This is a genomic window from Solirhodobacter olei (genome assembly GCF_004010155.1).
GTDB lineage: Bacteria > Pseudomonadota > Alphaproteobacteria > Rhodobacterales > Rhodobacteraceae > Solirhodobacter > Solirhodobacter olei.
In genome coordinates this window covers 96175-109925 of sequence record NZ_RRYH01000018.1, presented here as the reverse complement: position 1 = coordinate 109925, position 13751 = coordinate 96175, and the positions used below count along the sequence as shown (strand labels likewise).

Genomic DNA, 13751 nt, shown 5'->3' with positions numbered 1-13751 from the left:
CCGTGGCGGGGTCAGCCGGCGGGCCGTGCGGCGTCATAGGCGGCGGTGATGCGGGCGGCCTTTGCGGCGGTCTCTGCCGCGGACTGGCCGGGTTTGTAGAGCGCGGTGCCGATGCCGAAGCCGTCCGCACCTGCGGCGAACCAGTCGGCGAAATTCTCCGCCCCCGCGCCGCCGACGGCGTAGATGCGGGTCTCGGGCGGAAGGACGGCGCGGATCGCCTTCAGCCCGGCGGGGCCGACGAGGTTTGCGGGGAAGATCTTCAGCCCATCCGCGCCGGCGGCCAGCGCCGCGAAGCATTCGGTGGGGGTGAAGGTGCCGGGCCAGCTTTCCATGCCATGTCGCTTCGTCTCGGCGATCACGGCGGGGTCCATGTTGGGCGAGACGATGAGCTTTCCGCCCGCCGCCGCGACATCGGCCACGGCCGCCGCCGTCAGCACGGTGCCGGCGCCGATCTGGGCCCGGTCGCCGAAGGCCTCGGCCAGCCGCGCGATGCTGTCGAGCGGGTCGGGCGAGTTCAGCGGCACCTCGATCGAGGTGATCCCGGCCGTGATCAGAGCGGCGCCGGTCTCCACGGCCTCCTCTGGCCGGATGCCGCGGAGGATCGCGATGAGGGAACGGGTCATGTCGTCTCTTTCATCAGGGCGCGGGCCATGGCGAGCCCGGCAAGCGCGGCGCTGTCGCCGCTTGTGGTCAGGACCGGCCGGCCCTGGCCGGTGAGGGCCGAGGCATAGGCGCGGGCGACCGCCGCGGCGCCGACGACGGCGAGGGCCTGATCCTGCCAGAACGGCCGGGCCGCGGCCAGCTCGGCGCCGATCAGCGTGGCGGAGAGGCGGGCGCGGGCGGCCGCGGGTGCGAGACCCTCCAGCAGCGCCTCGGCGCGCAGTGAGAAGAGACTGGCGGAGGTGCGCTCGGGCGCGGCCAGCGCCGCGTCGAGGGCGGTTTCGAACGCCTGCTGGTCCCAGCCCTCGCCAGCCATCAGGTGCGAGAGCACCGAGTGCCTGGAGAGGAGCGAGAACAGCTCTCCGGTCAGGAAGGTCTGGAAGGCGGTCACGCGACCCGCTTTCAGCCGGACCCATTTGGTATGGGTGCCGGGGAGGCAGAGGACGCCCTCGAACCCCGGGGTCTCGGCCATGAAGCCGGCGATCTGGGTTTCCTCGCCGCGCATCACATCGGCCGGGTCGCGCTGGCAGAGGCCGGGGATGATATGGACGGAGAGCCGCGGATCGGCGGTGGGGACGGGGGTGAGGCCCTGGCCGTCCACCGGGGCGCAGGGCACCGGCCGGTAGGGCGCCTCGATCCAGCCCTGGCGGCTGCCGGCCATGCCGCAGACCACGACGGGCGTAGCGCGGGAGGGCGCGAGCCAGGTCTGGATGAGCCGCAGCAGCGCGGGCTCATAGCCCGCGCGGTTCAGCCGGCCCATGCCCTCGTCTGAGGAGGCCAGTGCGAGGGTCTCTCCCCCAGCCCCCATCGCCCAGGCGCGCAGGTTGGTGGTGCCCCAGTCGACGGCGATCCATTCTGCTTCGATCCGGGCGGACATCGGGCTTTCGGTTCCTGGGCCGGTTGCGGGGGCTGCGTCTGTCACCTTGTCCTCTATGGGTTCGTTGAGCCGGGGTTGGCAGGGTCTAGAGCCGCTCGCCGTCCAGCACCCAGAGCGTGGCGGGGTCGGCGCAGGGGAGCGTCAGCCCCGCCTGCATCAGTGCCCGGCCGGACAGCACCACCGGCCCCCGTTTCAGCGCCACCTCGCCGCGGCTGCGGGGGGAGGCGTCCTCGGGGTTCAGGAGTGTCACCCGATAGCGGGCATCGGGGTCGAGGCCGGTCAGGCGGAGCGGGCGCGGCAGGATCTGCGCGCTGGTCGCGAAATGGCCGGCGAAGAGGCTGAAGCGGCTGCCGTCCCGGGCGATCTGGATCTCTGCCGTCACGCTCGGGTCGGGGGTGTCGAGCCGCAGGATGCGGCCGGACAGGCGCCAGTCGCGGCCCGCCTTCCACCAGGCGGTGACGGCGGTGAGGGTTGCGGCCTCGTCCTCGGTCAGCTCGCGCAGGTCCATTTCGAAGCCCATGTGCCGCTGGGCCGCCACGCGGGCGCGAAAGGACATCGGAAGCTCGCGGCCGGAGGTGTGGCAATGGCGCGGACCGACATGGCTGCCGGTGACCTCGGGCGGCAGGAAGAGCGCCGCGTCATGCTGGATCCTGAGCCGTTCGATGGCGTCATTGCTGTCCGACAGCCAGACGCGGTGGGTGCGGGCGAGGATGCCGGGGTCGATCCGGCCACCGCCGGAGGCGCAGCTTTCGATCTCCACCTGCGGGAAGGCCTCGCGCAGCCGGTCGAGCAGGGCGTAGATGCCGCGGGTCTGGGCGGCCTCGGTCACCGGCAGCAGGCGGTTGTGGTCCCATTTCAGGTAGTCGATCTGGTATTCGGCGAGGATGGCCGAGAGTACCTCGAACAGATGGTCGCGGACCTCGGCGCGGGAGAGGTCGAGCACCATCTGGTGGCGGCCGAGGGTCTGGTCGGCGGGGCCGAGCGCCCAGTCGGGGTGGGCGCGGAAGAGATCGCTTTCCGGGTTCACCATCTCGGGCTCGACCCAGAGGCCGAAGGTCATGCCGAGGCTGTGGACATGGGCGATCAGCGGGTGCAGCCCCTCGGGCCATTTGCGCCGGTCCACCGTCCAGTCGCCGAGGCTGGTGGTGTCGTCGTCGCGGCGACCGAACCAGCCGTCGTCGAGCACGAAGCGCTCCGCCCCGATCGCCGCCGCGCGGGTGGCGATCTCGGAGAGGGGCCCGAGGGCGTGTTTGAAATAGACCGCCTCCCAGCAGTTGTAATGCACCGGGCGCGGGCGGTCGGGATCGGGGAAGCGGACGAGGGCGCGGATCAGGGCCTGGTTCGCCTCGGCGATGCCGTTGAAGCCTTCGGCCGAATAGGCGGCGTAGAGGGGGGCCGTCTCGAAGCGCGTGGCGGGGGCGGTCTCTGCCCCCCAGGCGTGGCCGAACTGGATCTGGCGGCGGCCGTCGGCAAGCTCCTCGGCCACCATCCGGTGGCCGCCGGACCAGCCGTAGCTGAGGGCGTGGACCTCGCCGGCCGTATTGGTCGCGCCCGCGGCGGGCAGCAGGAGGTAGGGCGGGTGTTCCTGCCCCGAGCGGCCCTGGCGGGCGTCGCGCAGGCGCGCGCCGGGCGACCAGGGCGTGGCGTGGAGCTGGAACTCTCCGATCCAGCGGCCCGAGGGCTCTACGATCTCGCGGCCCTGTTGCGGCCCCGGCAGGACCGGGGCAGCGAGCCAGGCGAGGCGGAGGGGGCGGGAGGCCTCCAGCCGGGTCGTGAGCGCGAACTGGCCGCAGGCGAGGGCCTCGATCTCGTGGATCAGGCGCAGGCCCTCGGCGGTGGAGGTGAGGCGGAGCGTGGTGGGCGTGGCCTCGACGCCTTCGAAGGTGAAGCGCGGGGCCAGCGGCGTGCCGTCGGCCTCGGCCAGCGACAGGCCGGGCTGGCCGGGGAAGGCGGCGCGGGGCTCTGGCGTCAGCGACAGGGGCGCGTTGGTGTCGAGCATGCCGCCGGTCACGTCGCCCCGGGAGAGCGTGGCCAGCGTGGCGAGGTCTTCGCCCGCGGGCAGGCGCGCGCCCCAGTAGACGGCCTCTGGCAGGCCCCCGGCACTGGCGAGGACGAGGGTCTGGAGGCCGGCGTCGAGGCGCCAGGTCTTGGTCACTTCACGGCTCCCAGCGTCAGGCCGGCGATGAAGTGGCGCTGCATGGCAAAGAACATCAGGACCGGCGGCAGGGCTGCGACGAGGGAGCCGGCGGAGACCAGCTGCCATTGCGCGACCCATTGGCCGTTCAGCGAATAAAGGCCCGCCGTGACCGGCTGGGTTGACGAGCCGTTGGTCAGCACCGTGGCCCAGAAATAGTCGTTCCAGATGAAGGTGAAGACCAGGACGCTCAGCGCCGCGATGGCCGGGCGCATGAGGGGCAGCACGATGTACCAGAAGATCTTGACCTCGCTGACGCCCTCGACCCGCGCGGCCTCGATCAGCTCGCTGGGCAGCGCGCGGATGAAGTTGCGCATGAAGAGGGTGCAGAAGCCGGTCTGGAAGGAGATGTGGAAGAGCGCGAGCCCGGTGATGGTGTTATAGAGGCCGAGCTGCAGCGTGAGGTCGCGCACCGGCACCATCAGGATCTGGAAGGGCACGAAATTGCCCGCCACGAAGATGAAGAAGATCACCAGGTTCAGCCGGAAGCGGTAGACCGCGAGCGCGAAGCCGGTCATGCAGGACAGCGCCACCGCGCCGATCACCGTCGGGATCGTCACCTTGAAGCTGTTCAGGATGTATTGCGCGATCGGCGAGTTGCGGAACACGTCGGCGTAGTTGACGAAGGCGAGGTGCGAGGGCCAGCCGAAGTAATTGCCCTTGGCAAGGTCGGAGGCGGGTTTCAGCGAGGTCATCGCCACGCCGAGAAGCGGCAGAAGCCAGATGATCAGCGCTACGGGCAGCGCGATCCTGTAGGCGATCTGGGTGGTGACTCGGGTTTGCTGGATGGGGCGGGGGAACATGGCTCAGCGCTCCGTCTCGTCGCGGTACATCTTCCAGATGAAGCCGGAGATGAAGACCATCATGATGAGGAACAGCACCACGGCGATGGCGGCGCCATAGCCCATGCGGTAGCCGTATTCGGATAGTGCCTCCTCGTACATGTAGTAGGAGAGCACCCGCGTCGCGCCGTAGGGGCCGCCCTGGGTCATGATCGACACCAGGTCGAAGGAGCGCAGCGCGCCGATCACGGTGACGACGACGGCGATGAAGGTCGCTGGCCGCAGCTGCGGAATGACGACATACCAGAGCATCCGCCAGCCCTTGGCCCCGTCGAGGCGTGCGGCCTCGATCTGGTCGGGGGCGACGTTGTTGAGGCCGGTGAGATACAGGATCATGCAATAGGCGATCTGCGGCCAGAGGCCGGCGGCGATGATGCCGTAGGTGGCGTAGGTCTCGCTTGCGAGTACCGCGATGCCGTGGCCGGTGAGCATCTTCGTCAGCTTGAAGAGCAGGCCGAAATCGGGCGCGTAGAACCAGGAGAAGATCAGCCCGACCACCACCTGCGAGATCACGAAGGGGAAGAAGAACAGCGACTTGTAGATCCGGATGCCGCGCACGGTCTGGTTCAGGAAGATCGCGATGAAGAGCCCGGCAGGCACCGCGAACATGTAGAGCACCAGCCAGATCAGGTTGTTTTCCAGCGAGACGACGAAGGCCGGATCGGACCAGAGCTCGGCGTAATTGCCGAAGCCTGCCCATTTCATCGCGCCAAGCCCGTCCCAGTGGTAGAACGAGATCGAGATCGACCGGAAGATCGGGATCACGACGTAGATCAGGAACATCAGCCCGCCCGGGGCGATGAAGAGAGCGGGGGCGAGGCGTCTCTGGTTCCGGCGCCAGTAGCTGCGCCGGGACGGCTCCCTCGCGTCGGCGAGCGCCGGGGTCATGGTCGTTCCTCCCGCTGTCGGTCTGGGGCCCTCCGCCCCGGGCGCGTTGCCGGGGCGGAGGGAGGGACGCGTCAGAGCCGCGTCAGTTCTTGTAGATGCGCTCGCGCGCGGACTCGAGGCGCTTCAGGATCGCGTCCACCCGGTCCGGGTGGGCCATGAATTCCTGGAAGCCCTCCATGCCGATCTTCGCCATCTCCGCCGGGGCGTCACGGTCGAAGAACTGCGCCAGGCCGTGGGCCGTCGACAGCATCTTGAAGCCCTGCTGCAGGAACGGGTCGTTGCCCACGGTGGACTGGTTGTTGACCGGCAGCTGACCGAGGATGTCGTTGATCTTGGTCTGCTCGGGCGCGGAGGCAAGGAAGGCGAGGAAGCGCTTGGCGTCCTTCACGTTCTTGGCCTTGGCCGGGATGTGCATCGTGTCGGTCGGGGCGTCCTCGGCCCGCGGCACGCCGGGGGTGACCTGCGGGAAGGGGAAGAAGCCGAGGTTGGATTCCTTCATGCCGCCCTGCTTGAAGGTGGCCACCGCGAAGTTGCCCATCAGGTAGGTCGCGGCCTTGCCCTGCACCAGGAGCGGCGCAGCATCCTGCCAGTCGAGCGCGGCGGCGTTGGCGGTCACGTAGCCCGGCTTGATCAGCTTGGCCCATTCGGTGAAGACCTTCTTCACGCGCGGGTCGGTCCACTTCACCTTGCCGGAGGTGAGATCCATGTGGAACTGGTAGCCGTTGGTGCGCAGGTCCATGTAGTCGAACCAGCCGGCCGAGGGCCAGAGCGCCTTGGTGCCGGTGGTCGTGCAGTCAACGCCGCCCGCCTTGAACTTGGCGCAGTCGGAAATGAACTGATCCCAGGTCGTGGGAACCGAGACGCCGAACTTCTTGAAGACGTCCTTGTTGTAGTACATCCCCCACTGGTAATACGTGTAGGGAACGCCCCACTGCTTGCCGTCGATGGTCATCGAGGGCAGGGCGGAGGCCAGCGTCTTGTCCAGCCCGTTCTTCTTCCACACGTCCGAGACGTCGAGGAACTGCCCCGCCTTGACGAAGGGCGCCATGCGGTTGCCGGCGTACCAGTTCGCCAGGTCCGGCGCGTCGGCCGACAGGAAGTTCCGGATCGAGGTCTTGTAGCCCTCGTGGTCGAACACCGTCCATTTCACCTTAACGTCCGGGTTCGCCTTCTCGAAGTCGTTGATCAGCGTCTGGAACGCCTTCTTGGGCGCCGGGTCCGAGGTGTCGGTGAAGATCCTCAGCGTATCGGCGGCGGCCGTCGAGGCGACGAGCGCCGCGGCAACCGCAAGTGCCGCGATGCCGCGGCGGGAATATTGGACCATGGTTTCCTCCCTGGTTGGTTCCAATAAATGAAACTCGGTTTTACTTATTGAAAACTATGCCGCCGCTCGGCTATGCTGTCAACAGCCTTGAGGGCGGCCCGATGCGGCCCGGGGCCGGGGAGGATGAGATGAACGCAGAGGATCCAGCGCCGCAGCGGGCCGACGGTACGGTTGGCAAGGCTTTGGAAGTCCTTGACATGGTTGCCGATTTCGAGCGCCCCGTGCGGTTCAGCGAATTGCTGGCTGCCGAGCGGTTTCCGAAGGCCACGCTGTTTCGGCTGCTGCAGACGCTGACCAGCCAGGGGATGCTCTCCTACGATCCCGACCGGCAGAGCTATGCGCCCGGGATGCGGCTGGTGCGGCTGGCGCATTCGGCCTGGCGGCAAAGCTCGCTGGCCCCGATCGCGCGGCCGCATGTCGACCGGCTGGCCGCGCAGGTGGGCGAGACGGTCCACCTTGCCCAGCTCGACAACGGCCAGGTGCTTTATGTCGACAAGCGCAACGCCCGCCAGCCGGTGGAGATGTTCAGCCAGGCCGGCAAGATCGGCCCGGCCCATTGCACCGGGGTCGGTAAGGCGATGCTGGCCTTCCTCGAGCCGGGCCCGCTAGAGGATGCGCTGGCGCGCCAGTCCTTCCACCGTTTCACCGATCACACGCTGACCTCGGCCAAGGCGCTGAAGGCCGATCTCGCGCGGATCCGCGCCCGTGGCTACGCCTTCGACGACGAAGAGCACGAGCCGGGGATCATCTGCCTTGCCGCGCCGATCCTGACCCGGGCGGGCCGGGTGCTTGGGGCGCTCTCGGTGACCTCGACGACCGAGCGGATGAACATACCGGCGCTGGAGGCGCTTGCGCCGGGGATCCTTCAGACGGCCGCGGCGATCGCCGCGGATGCGGAGAGCTGGCGCTTTCCGGAACAGGACAAAAGGGGAGGTCGGTGATGTCCGGCGTAAAGCTGAACGGTGTGGTGAAGAAATACGGCCAGGCGCAGGTGATCCACGGCGTCGACCTTGAGGTGGAGAACGGCGAGTTCTGCGTCTTCGTGGGCCCCTCGGGTTGCGGCAAGTCCACGCTTCTGCGGATGATCGCGGGGCTGGAGGAGACCACGGGCGGCGCGATCGCCATCGGCAGCCGCGACGTGACGCAGGTCGACCCGTCCGAACGGGGGGTGGCGATGGTGTTCCAGACCTACGCGCTTTACCCGCATATGACGGTCGAGGAGAACATGGGGTTCGGTCTGAAGATGACCGGCCACCCCAAGGCCGAGATCGCGCAGAAGGTCGGCGAGGCGGCGGGGATCCTGCGGCTTGAGGAGTACCTCAAGCGCAAGCCCAAGGCGCTGTCGGGGGGACAGCGCCAGCGGGTCGCCATCGGCCGGGCCATCGTGCGCGGGCCGGAGGTGTTCCTGTTCGACGAGCCGCTCTCCAACCTCGACGCGGAACTCAGGGTGGGGATGCGGGTGGAGATCGCGCGGCTTCATCGCGAGATCGGAGCGACGATGATCTACGTGACGCATGACCAGGTCGAGGCGATGACGCTGGCCGACAAGATCGTGGTGCTGCGCGCGGGGCGGATCGAGCAGGTGGGCGCGCCGCTGGAGCTTTACAGGGATCCCGACAACCGCTTCGTGGCGGGCTTCATCGGGTCGCCCTCGATGAACTTCCTGGCCGCGAAGGTGGAGGAGGGCGCGGTCGTGGTGCCGGGTCTTGGCGGGGCGCGGCTGTCGCTGCCGGTGAACCTGCCGGCGAACGGGACCGAGGTGATCCTTGGGATCCGGCCGCAGCATATCGAGCTTGACCGTGACGGCGCGACCCATGGCGTCGACATGAGCGAGGCGCTGGGCGGGGTCTCCTACCTCTACCTTCACGGGCCGACCGGCGAGCGGGTGACGGTGGAGTACCGCGATGATCTGCGGCTGGCGCCGGGATCGAAGGTGGGGATGCGCCTGAAGGCGGAGGAGGCGATGCTCTTCGACGCGAGGACCGAGGCGCGGATCCGCTAGGCCGGAGCCGGGTTGCGCCGCGCGAGGGCATCCCCCGCGCGGCGGCAGTACTGGCGGGTGCCGATCAGGACCCCGGCAGCAGGACGGTGTTGATGACGTGGATCACGCCGTTCGACTGCATCACGTTGGGGATCGTGACCTCGGCGGTGTCGCCGGCCTGATCCTTGATGTAGAGATGGCCCATCTTCTCCATCGCGGTCAGCTTGCAGCCGCCGACGGTGTTGATGGTGACGGCGCCGCCGTATTTCATCGCGGTCTGCTCGATATCCTGTGCGGTGAGCTTGGCGGCGACCACGTGGCAGGTGAGGATCTTCACCAGCTTGGCATGGTTCTCGGGCTTCAGCAGCGTCGCGACGGTGCCCTTCGGCAGCTTCGCGAAGGCCTCGTTGGTCGGAGCGAAGACGGTGAACGGGCCCTTGCCCTCCAGCGTCTTGACGAGGCCCGCGGCCTTCACCGCGGCGACCAGCGTCGTGTGGTCCTTCGAGTTCACGGCGTTCTGGACGATGTTCTTGTTCGCGTACATCGGCGCACCGCCGACCATCGGGTTGGCGAGCGCGGGGCCGGCGAGCGCGAGGGCGCAGACGGCGGCGAGGGCGCGGATCTTAAGTTTCATCCTGAATCTCCTCTCGTGTTTGTGGCGGGCGTCCTGCCCGGTCCATGTGGGGAGATACGGGGCGGTCCCGCCGGGAGTTTCAAAATCGGTAAATTTTTTTTCGGGGAGGTTTCGCGGCCGCCCCGCGCCGCCGCCCGAAGGGGCACGCGCAGCCCGCCGTGCCAGCGCCCACCCGCGGGCGGGTGCTGGCCCTCTTCTGCGCTGGGGGATCAGGTCAGGCCGGCGATCAGCTCCAGCGGCGGGACGCCTGCGCCCTTTACCGGCTTCGTCACGACATAGGTGAAATAGCGGGCGAGGCCGATGCGGGCCTCGAGCAGCTCGTCGACGAGGCGCTGGTAGGCGTCGATGTCGCGGGTGACGATCTGCAGGATGTAGTCGAAGCCGCCGCCGAGCGCCCAGCAGGCGGTGATCTCGTCGCGGCGGCGGATCTCGTCCTCGAACTGGCGGAAGCGGGCGGCGGTGTGGTCGGCCAGCTCGGCGGCCATGAAGACGGTGACGTGTGGCCCGAGTTTCCTGAGCGCGATCTCGGCGCGGTAGCCCTCGACGATACCGGCCTCCTCGAGCTTCTTCAGCCGTTCCCAGCAGGGGGTGGGCGAGAGGCCGACGCGCTCGGCAAGCGCGGCCTTGGTGATGCGGCCCTCGCGGGCGAGGACGCGCAGGATCTCCAGGTCGCGGGCGTCGAGGCGCATGCGGGTCTCGCTCTCTCAGATGTCACGGGCACGGGTGCGCGCGCTTCGGATGGCGGTACTGCGCGGCCGGGGGCGCGTCAACCGGGCCGGGGCTGCCCCGGGCCGGGCCTCAGGCGCGGATCATGGTGCCGGCCGTGCCGAGGCGGGGCAGGACATGGGCGGCGATGGCGGTGTCCTGTGCGCCGGTGCCGGTGAGGTCGCAGATCGTGATCGCATCCTCCGCCTGCCGGCCGGCCACGCTTCCCGCGATGATCGCGCCGATCTCGGGCGGCGGCGGGGCGGTCCAGAGGCCGGTTTCGAGCGCGGTGCGCAGCTCGCCCAGGGTTTCGCACTGGCTGACGCGGTCGCAGGCGTAGAGATCGGCGCGGGCGAGGGCCTGCGGGTCGATCTCGTTCTTGCCCTCCTGGTCGGAGCCCATGGCAGTGATGTGGAGGCCCGGGTGGAGCCAGCCCGCCATCAGGACGGGCTGGCGCGCGGGCGTGGTGGTGACGACGAGCTGGGCGCGGGCGACGAGCTCCGCCGGGTCGGCGACGGCCTCGGCCGCGATGCCGAGGCTGCGGGCGAGATCGGCGGCGCAGGCCTCTGCCTTCGCCGGGTCGCGGCCGTGGACGAGGGCGCGCCTGAACGGGCGGACGAGATGGGCGGCCTGCAGCTGCAGCCGCGCCTGGGTGCCGGTGCCGATCACGCCTGCGGTCTCGACCTCTTTCGGCGCGAGGTGGCGGGCGGCGACGGCGCCGGCGGCGGCGGTCCTGAGGTCCGTCAGGTAGCCGTTGTCGAGGAAGACCGCCTCGACAAGGCCGGTGCTGGCCGAGAACAGGATCATCAGCCCATTGAGGCTGGGCAGGCCGAGCTTCGGGTTGTCGAAGAAGCCGGGAGACACCTTGATGGCGAAGCCCTCGAAGCCGGGGATGTAGGCGGTCTTGACGTCGACCTCGCCATGCACCTCGGGCAGCGCCATGGAAAGGATCGGCGGCTGGGTGACGCGGCCGGAGGAAAGCGCAGCGAAGGCAGCCTCGATCGCGTCGACCAGGGCGAGGTCGAGGGTGGTGGCGGCGCGCAGCTCGGCCTCGGTCAGGATGCGGATGTCACGCGCCATAGCGGCGTCCTTTCAGGATGCGGGGACCGAGGGCGATGTCCTCGCCCGCGATGATGCGGGTGAACGTGCCCATGTCGAGGTTGCGGCCGGTGAGGATGGTGGCGATGGGGGCGCTGGCCACGGGCAGCCTGCCCGCGAGCACGGCGGCGAGGCCGACGACGGAGGCGCCCTCGGCCACCATCCGGTCCTCGAAATAGAGCGCCTGCATGGCGTCGCGGATCTCCTCCTCCGTCACCAGGATCACGTCGTCGAGCAGGTCCCGGCAGAGCGGGAAGGAGAGGCGGTTCTTCAGGCCGATGCCGCCGCCGAGGCTGTCGGCGAGGCTCTCGACCTCCTCCACCTCCACCGGGCGGCCGGCGGCGAGGGAGGCGGCCATGGCGGCGCCGCGTTCCATGGTGATGCCGATGACGCGGATCGAGGGCTTGATCGTCTTGGCGGCCAGCGCGACTCCCGCGGCGAGGCCGCCGCCGGAGAGGGGCACCAGGATCGTGCCGAGGTCGGGGCGGGCGGCGAGAAGCTCCAGCCCGATGGTGCCCTGGCCCGCGATCACGTGCGGGTCGTCGAAGGGGGAGATGTCGGTCAGGCCCTCCTCGGCGCAGAGGCGCAGCGCCTCGGCCTGGGCGTCGTCCTGGCTGCGGCCGGTGATGCGGACCTCGGCGCCGAGCGCGCGGATGCCGTCAACCTTGGCCTGGGGGACGAGCTCGGACATGCAGATGGTGGCGCGCAGGCCGCGGGCGCGGGCGGCGAAGGCCACGCCCCGGCCGTGGTTGCCGGTGGAGCAACAGGTGACACCCGGGGTGTCGGCGGGCAGCGCCGCGATGGCATTCAGCGCGCCGCGGAGCTTGAAGGCGCCGATCGGCTGGCAGGTCTCGAGCTTGAGGAGGAAGTCCTGCCCCGTCAGGCGGGACATGTGGGGTGAGGGGACGAGGGGCGTGGCGTCGGCGAGGCCCGCGATGGCGCGGGCGGCGGAGAGGATATCGGCGAGTGTGAGGGTCATGGGCGAGGGGCGGTGCGGTGGGGAGGGGGCAGAGAGGAAAGGTGCGCAATGAATGCGCACCCTACGGGGCGGGTCGGCTGCATCAGCCGGCGTCCTTAACCGCGCTCAGGAACTGCTGGGTGCGCTCCCGCTGGGGATTGCCGAAAAGCGCATCCGGCGGGCCCTGTTCCTCGATCCGTCCGGCATAGAAGAAGCAGACCCGGTCGGAGATGTCGCGCGCGAAGCCCATCTGGTGGGTGACCATCAGCATGGTCAGCTTGAACTCCGCCACCAGCTTGCGGATGACGTTGGTCACCTCGCCGATCACCTCGGGGTCGAGCGCGGATGTCACCTCGTCGAAGAGCATCACCTTGGGGCGCATCGCCAGCGCCCGGGCGATGGCCACCCGCTGCTGCTGGCCACCGGAGAGGCGGGAAGGGTGCTGGTCCTTCTTGTCGATCATGCCGACCATCTCAAGAAGCTCTTCGGAGCGGGCCCGCGCCTCCGCCTTCGGCAGGCCGAGGACCTGCACCGGCCCCTCCATGCAGTTCTGCAGCGCGGTCATGTGGGGGAAGAGGTTGAAGTGCTGGAAGCACATGCCGATGTTGGCCCGCATCCGCCGGAGGTAGCGCGGATCGGCGGGCACCAGCCGGCCCCCTTTCGGCATATGGGTCAACGGCTTGCCATCGACGTAGATCACCCCGCCGTTGATCGTCTCGAGCGTCATCAGCATGCGCAGCACCGTGGTCTTGCCCGAGCCGGAGGGGCCGATGACCGAGACCATCTCGCCCTCCGCCACGTCGAGGTTCAGCTTGTCGAGCACGGTCAGCGGCCCGTAGCGCTTGGTGACGTTGAGAAAGCGCACCATCGGCACGTCCTCTCCGGTCAGCTCCAGCGGATAGTCGGCGGTCTCGTCCATCATCGCATCCCCAGTTTGCGCCGCACCCAGCACTCGAAGAGGCGGATCAGCCCGGCGGTCGGCAGCGAGATCAGAAGGAAGATCAGCCCGACCAGCGTATAGGGCTCCAGGTAGCGGTAGTTTTCCGAGCCGATGGAATTGGCGGTGTGCATCAGCTCCGCCACCCCGATGACGGAGAGCATCGGCGTGTCCTTGAAGATCCCGACGAGGTAATTGCCCATCCCGGCGAGCGCGGGCGGCAGGGCCTGCGGGATGATGATGCGGGCATAGGTATCGCGGGTCGAGAGGTTGAGCGCAGTCGCTGCCTCCCACTGGCCCTTCGGCACGGCCTCGAGCCCGCCGCGATAGACCTCGGAGAGGTAGGAGGCGTAGTGGAGCCCGATCGCGATCATGCCCGAGACCCAGGGCGAAAGGCGCAGGCCCATCTGCGGGCCGACGTAGAAGAAGAAGAAGATCTGCAGCACCAGCGGCGTGGAGCGGACGAATTCCACCGCCTCGCGCACGGAGACGGTCAGCATGCGGTAGGGTGTCCGCTGCGCCAGCGCGAAGACGAGGCCCAGCACCAGCGCGATGCCATAGCCGATGCCGGCGGCCGCGAGCGTGTTCAGCGTCGCGTCGAGCAGGCGGGGCAGGATCTGCCAGGTAAAATCCCAGCGCCAGTGAAAGCCCAT

The 13751-nt window shown here is 69.0% G+C and carries 14 protein-coding genes; 2 read left to right on the top strand and 12 right to left on the bottom strand.

Translation table 11 applies throughout. The features are described 5' to 3' along the window. Positions 1-11 precede the first annotated feature (11 nt). From EIP85_RS14135 to EIP85_RS14110, 6 genes are all read right to left on the bottom strand, one after another. Positions 12-623 (bottom strand): 2-dehydro-3-deoxy-6-phosphogalactonate aldolase, encoded by a 612-nt coding sequence (locus EIP85_RS14135; RefSeq protein WP_127902845.1) that lies wholly within the window; start codon positions 621-623, stop codon positions 12-14. Beyond that, positions 620-1537 carry a 2-dehydro-3-deoxygalactonokinase gene (locus EIP85_RS14130; protein WP_127902902.1) on the bottom strand — a complete coding sequence of 306 codons (918 nt, stop codon included), beginning with the start codon at positions 1535-1537 and terminating at the stop codon, positions 620-622. Before EIP85_RS14130 ends, EIP85_RS14135 begins: the two co-directional genes overlap by 4 nt. Positions 1538-1622: 85 nt before the next feature. Beyond that, a complete protein-coding gene (locus EIP85_RS14125; protein WP_127902843.1) occupies positions 1623-3692 on the bottom strand; it encodes an alpha-galactosidase in 2070 nt (689 codons plus the stop codon). Continuing rightward, positions 3689-4534: a carbohydrate ABC transporter permease gene (locus EIP85_RS14120; protein ID WP_127902841.1), complete on the bottom strand. Its 846-nt coding sequence runs from the start codon at positions 4532-4534 to the stop codon at positions 3689-3691. Before EIP85_RS14120 ends, EIP85_RS14125 begins: the two co-directional genes overlap by 4 nt. Positions 4535-4537: 3 nt before the next feature. Continuing rightward, positions 4538-5461: a carbohydrate ABC transporter permease gene (locus EIP85_RS14115; RefSeq protein ID WP_241560023.1), complete on the bottom strand. Its 924-nt coding sequence runs from the start codon at positions 5459-5461 to the stop codon at positions 4538-4540. Between the two features lie 82 nt (positions 5462-5543). Beyond that, a complete protein-coding gene (locus EIP85_RS14110; protein ID WP_127902840.1) occupies positions 5544-6785 on the bottom strand; it encodes an ABC transporter substrate-binding protein in 1242 nt (413 codons plus the stop codon). A gap of 128 nt (positions 6786-6913) precedes the next feature. Between EIP85_RS14110 and EIP85_RS14105 the strand changes: the two genes are divergently transcribed. Both EIP85_RS14105 and EIP85_RS14100 read left to right on the top strand, forming a co-directional pair. Continuing rightward, positions 6914-7726, top strand: coding sequence for an IclR family transcriptional regulator (locus EIP85_RS14105; protein ID WP_127902838.1), 813 nt, complete (start codon positions 6914-6916; stop codon positions 7724-7726). Next, positions 7726-8787 (top strand): ABC transporter ATP-binding protein, encoded by a 1062-nt coding sequence (locus EIP85_RS14100; RefSeq protein ID WP_127902837.1) that lies wholly within the window; start codon positions 7726-7728, stop codon positions 8785-8787. The genes EIP85_RS14105 and EIP85_RS14100 overlap by 1 nt, the downstream gene beginning before the upstream one ends. Positions 8788-8851: 64 nt before the next feature. Here the strand turns inward: EIP85_RS14100 and EIP85_RS14095 are convergent, their stop codons facing one another. The 6 genes from EIP85_RS14095 to ehuD form a co-directional block, all read right to left on the bottom strand. Continuing rightward, entirely contained in the window at positions 8852-9400 is a 549-nt protein-coding gene (locus tag EIP85_RS14095) for a fasciclin domain-containing protein (protein ID WP_127902835.1), read from the bottom strand. Positions 9401-9609: 209 nt separating this feature from the next. After that, on the bottom strand, positions 9610-10089 hold the full coding sequence (locus EIP85_RS14090; RefSeq protein ID WP_127902834.1) for an Lrp/AsnC family transcriptional regulator: 480 nt from the start codon (positions 10087-10089) through the stop codon (positions 9610-9612). A gap of 109 nt (positions 10090-10198) precedes the next feature. Then, a complete protein-coding gene (locus tag EIP85_RS14085; protein WP_127902832.1) occupies positions 10199-11185 on the bottom strand; it encodes a cyclodeaminase in 987 nt (328 codons plus the stop codon). Beyond that, a complete protein-coding gene (gene eutB / locus EIP85_RS14080; RefSeq protein WP_127902830.1) occupies positions 11175-12182 on the bottom strand; it encodes a hydroxyectoine utilization dehydratase EutB in 1008 nt (335 codons plus the stop codon). Before eutB ends, EIP85_RS14085 begins: the two co-directional genes overlap by 11 nt. An 82-nt stretch (positions 12183-12264) precedes the next feature. Next, positions 12265-13080, bottom strand: coding sequence for an ectoine/hydroxyectoine ABC transporter ATP-binding protein EhuA (gene ehuA, locus EIP85_RS14075; protein ID WP_127902829.1), 816 nt, complete (start codon positions 13078-13080; stop codon positions 12265-12267). After that, complete coding sequence (gene ehuD, locus EIP85_RS14070; protein WP_127902827.1) at positions 13080-13751, bottom strand: ectoine/hydroxyectoine ABC transporter permease subunit EhuD; 672 nt, start codon at positions 13749-13751, stop codon at positions 13080-13082. The genes ehuA and ehuD overlap by 1 nt, the downstream gene beginning before the upstream one ends.

Excerpts from the sequence above, each read along its gene's own strand:
- EIP85_RS14135 (WP_127902845.1), bottom strand. The coding sequence starts at position 623 with ATGACCCGTTCCCTCATCGCGATCCTCCGCGGCATCCGGCCAGAGGAG.
- EIP85_RS14130 (WP_127902902.1), bottom strand. The coding sequence starts at position 1,537 with ATGTCCGCCCGGATCGAAGCAGAATGGATCGCCGTCGACTGGGGCACC.
- EIP85_RS14120 (WP_127902841.1), bottom strand. The coding sequence starts at position 4,534 with ATGTTCCCCCGCCCCATCCAGCAAACCCGAGTCACCACCCAGATCGCC.
- EIP85_RS14115 (WP_241560023.1), bottom strand. The coding sequence starts at position 5,461 with ATGACCCCGGCGCTCGCCGACGCGAGGGAGCCGTCCCGGCGCAGCTAC.
- EIP85_RS14110 (WP_127902840.1), bottom strand. The coding sequence starts at position 6,785 with ATGGTCCAATATTCCCGCCGCGGCATCGCGGCACTTGCGGTTGCCGCG.
- EIP85_RS14105 (WP_127902838.1), top strand. The coding sequence starts at position 6,914 with ATGAACGCAGAGGATCCAGCGCCGCAGCGGGCCGACGGTACGGTTGGC.
- EIP85_RS14100 (WP_127902837.1), top strand. The coding sequence starts at position 7,726 with ATGTCCGGCGTAAAGCTGAACGGTGTGGTGAAGAAATACGGCCAGGCG.
- EIP85_RS14095 (WP_127902835.1), bottom strand. The coding sequence starts at position 9,400 with ATGAAACTTAAGATCCGCGCCCTCGCCGCCGTCTGCGCCCTCGCGCTC.
- EIP85_RS14090 (WP_127902834.1), bottom strand. The coding sequence starts at position 10,089 with ATGCGCCTCGACGCCCGCGACCTGGAGATCCTGCGCGTCCTCGCCCGC.
- EIP85_RS14085 (WP_127902832.1), bottom strand. The coding sequence starts at position 11,185 with ATGGCGCGTGACATCCGCATCCTGACCGAGGCCGAGCTGCGCGCCGCC.
- eutB (WP_127902830.1), bottom strand. The coding sequence starts at position 12,182 with ATGACCCTCACACTCGCCGATATCCTCTCCGCCGCCCGCGCCATCGCG.
- ehuA (WP_127902829.1), bottom strand. The coding sequence starts at position 13,080 with ATGGACGAGACCGCCGACTATCCGCTGGAGCTGACCGGAGAGGACGTG.
- ehuD (WP_127902827.1), bottom strand. The coding sequence starts at position 13,751 with ATGGGCTTTCACTGGCGCTGGGATTTTACCTGGCAGATCCTGCCCCGC.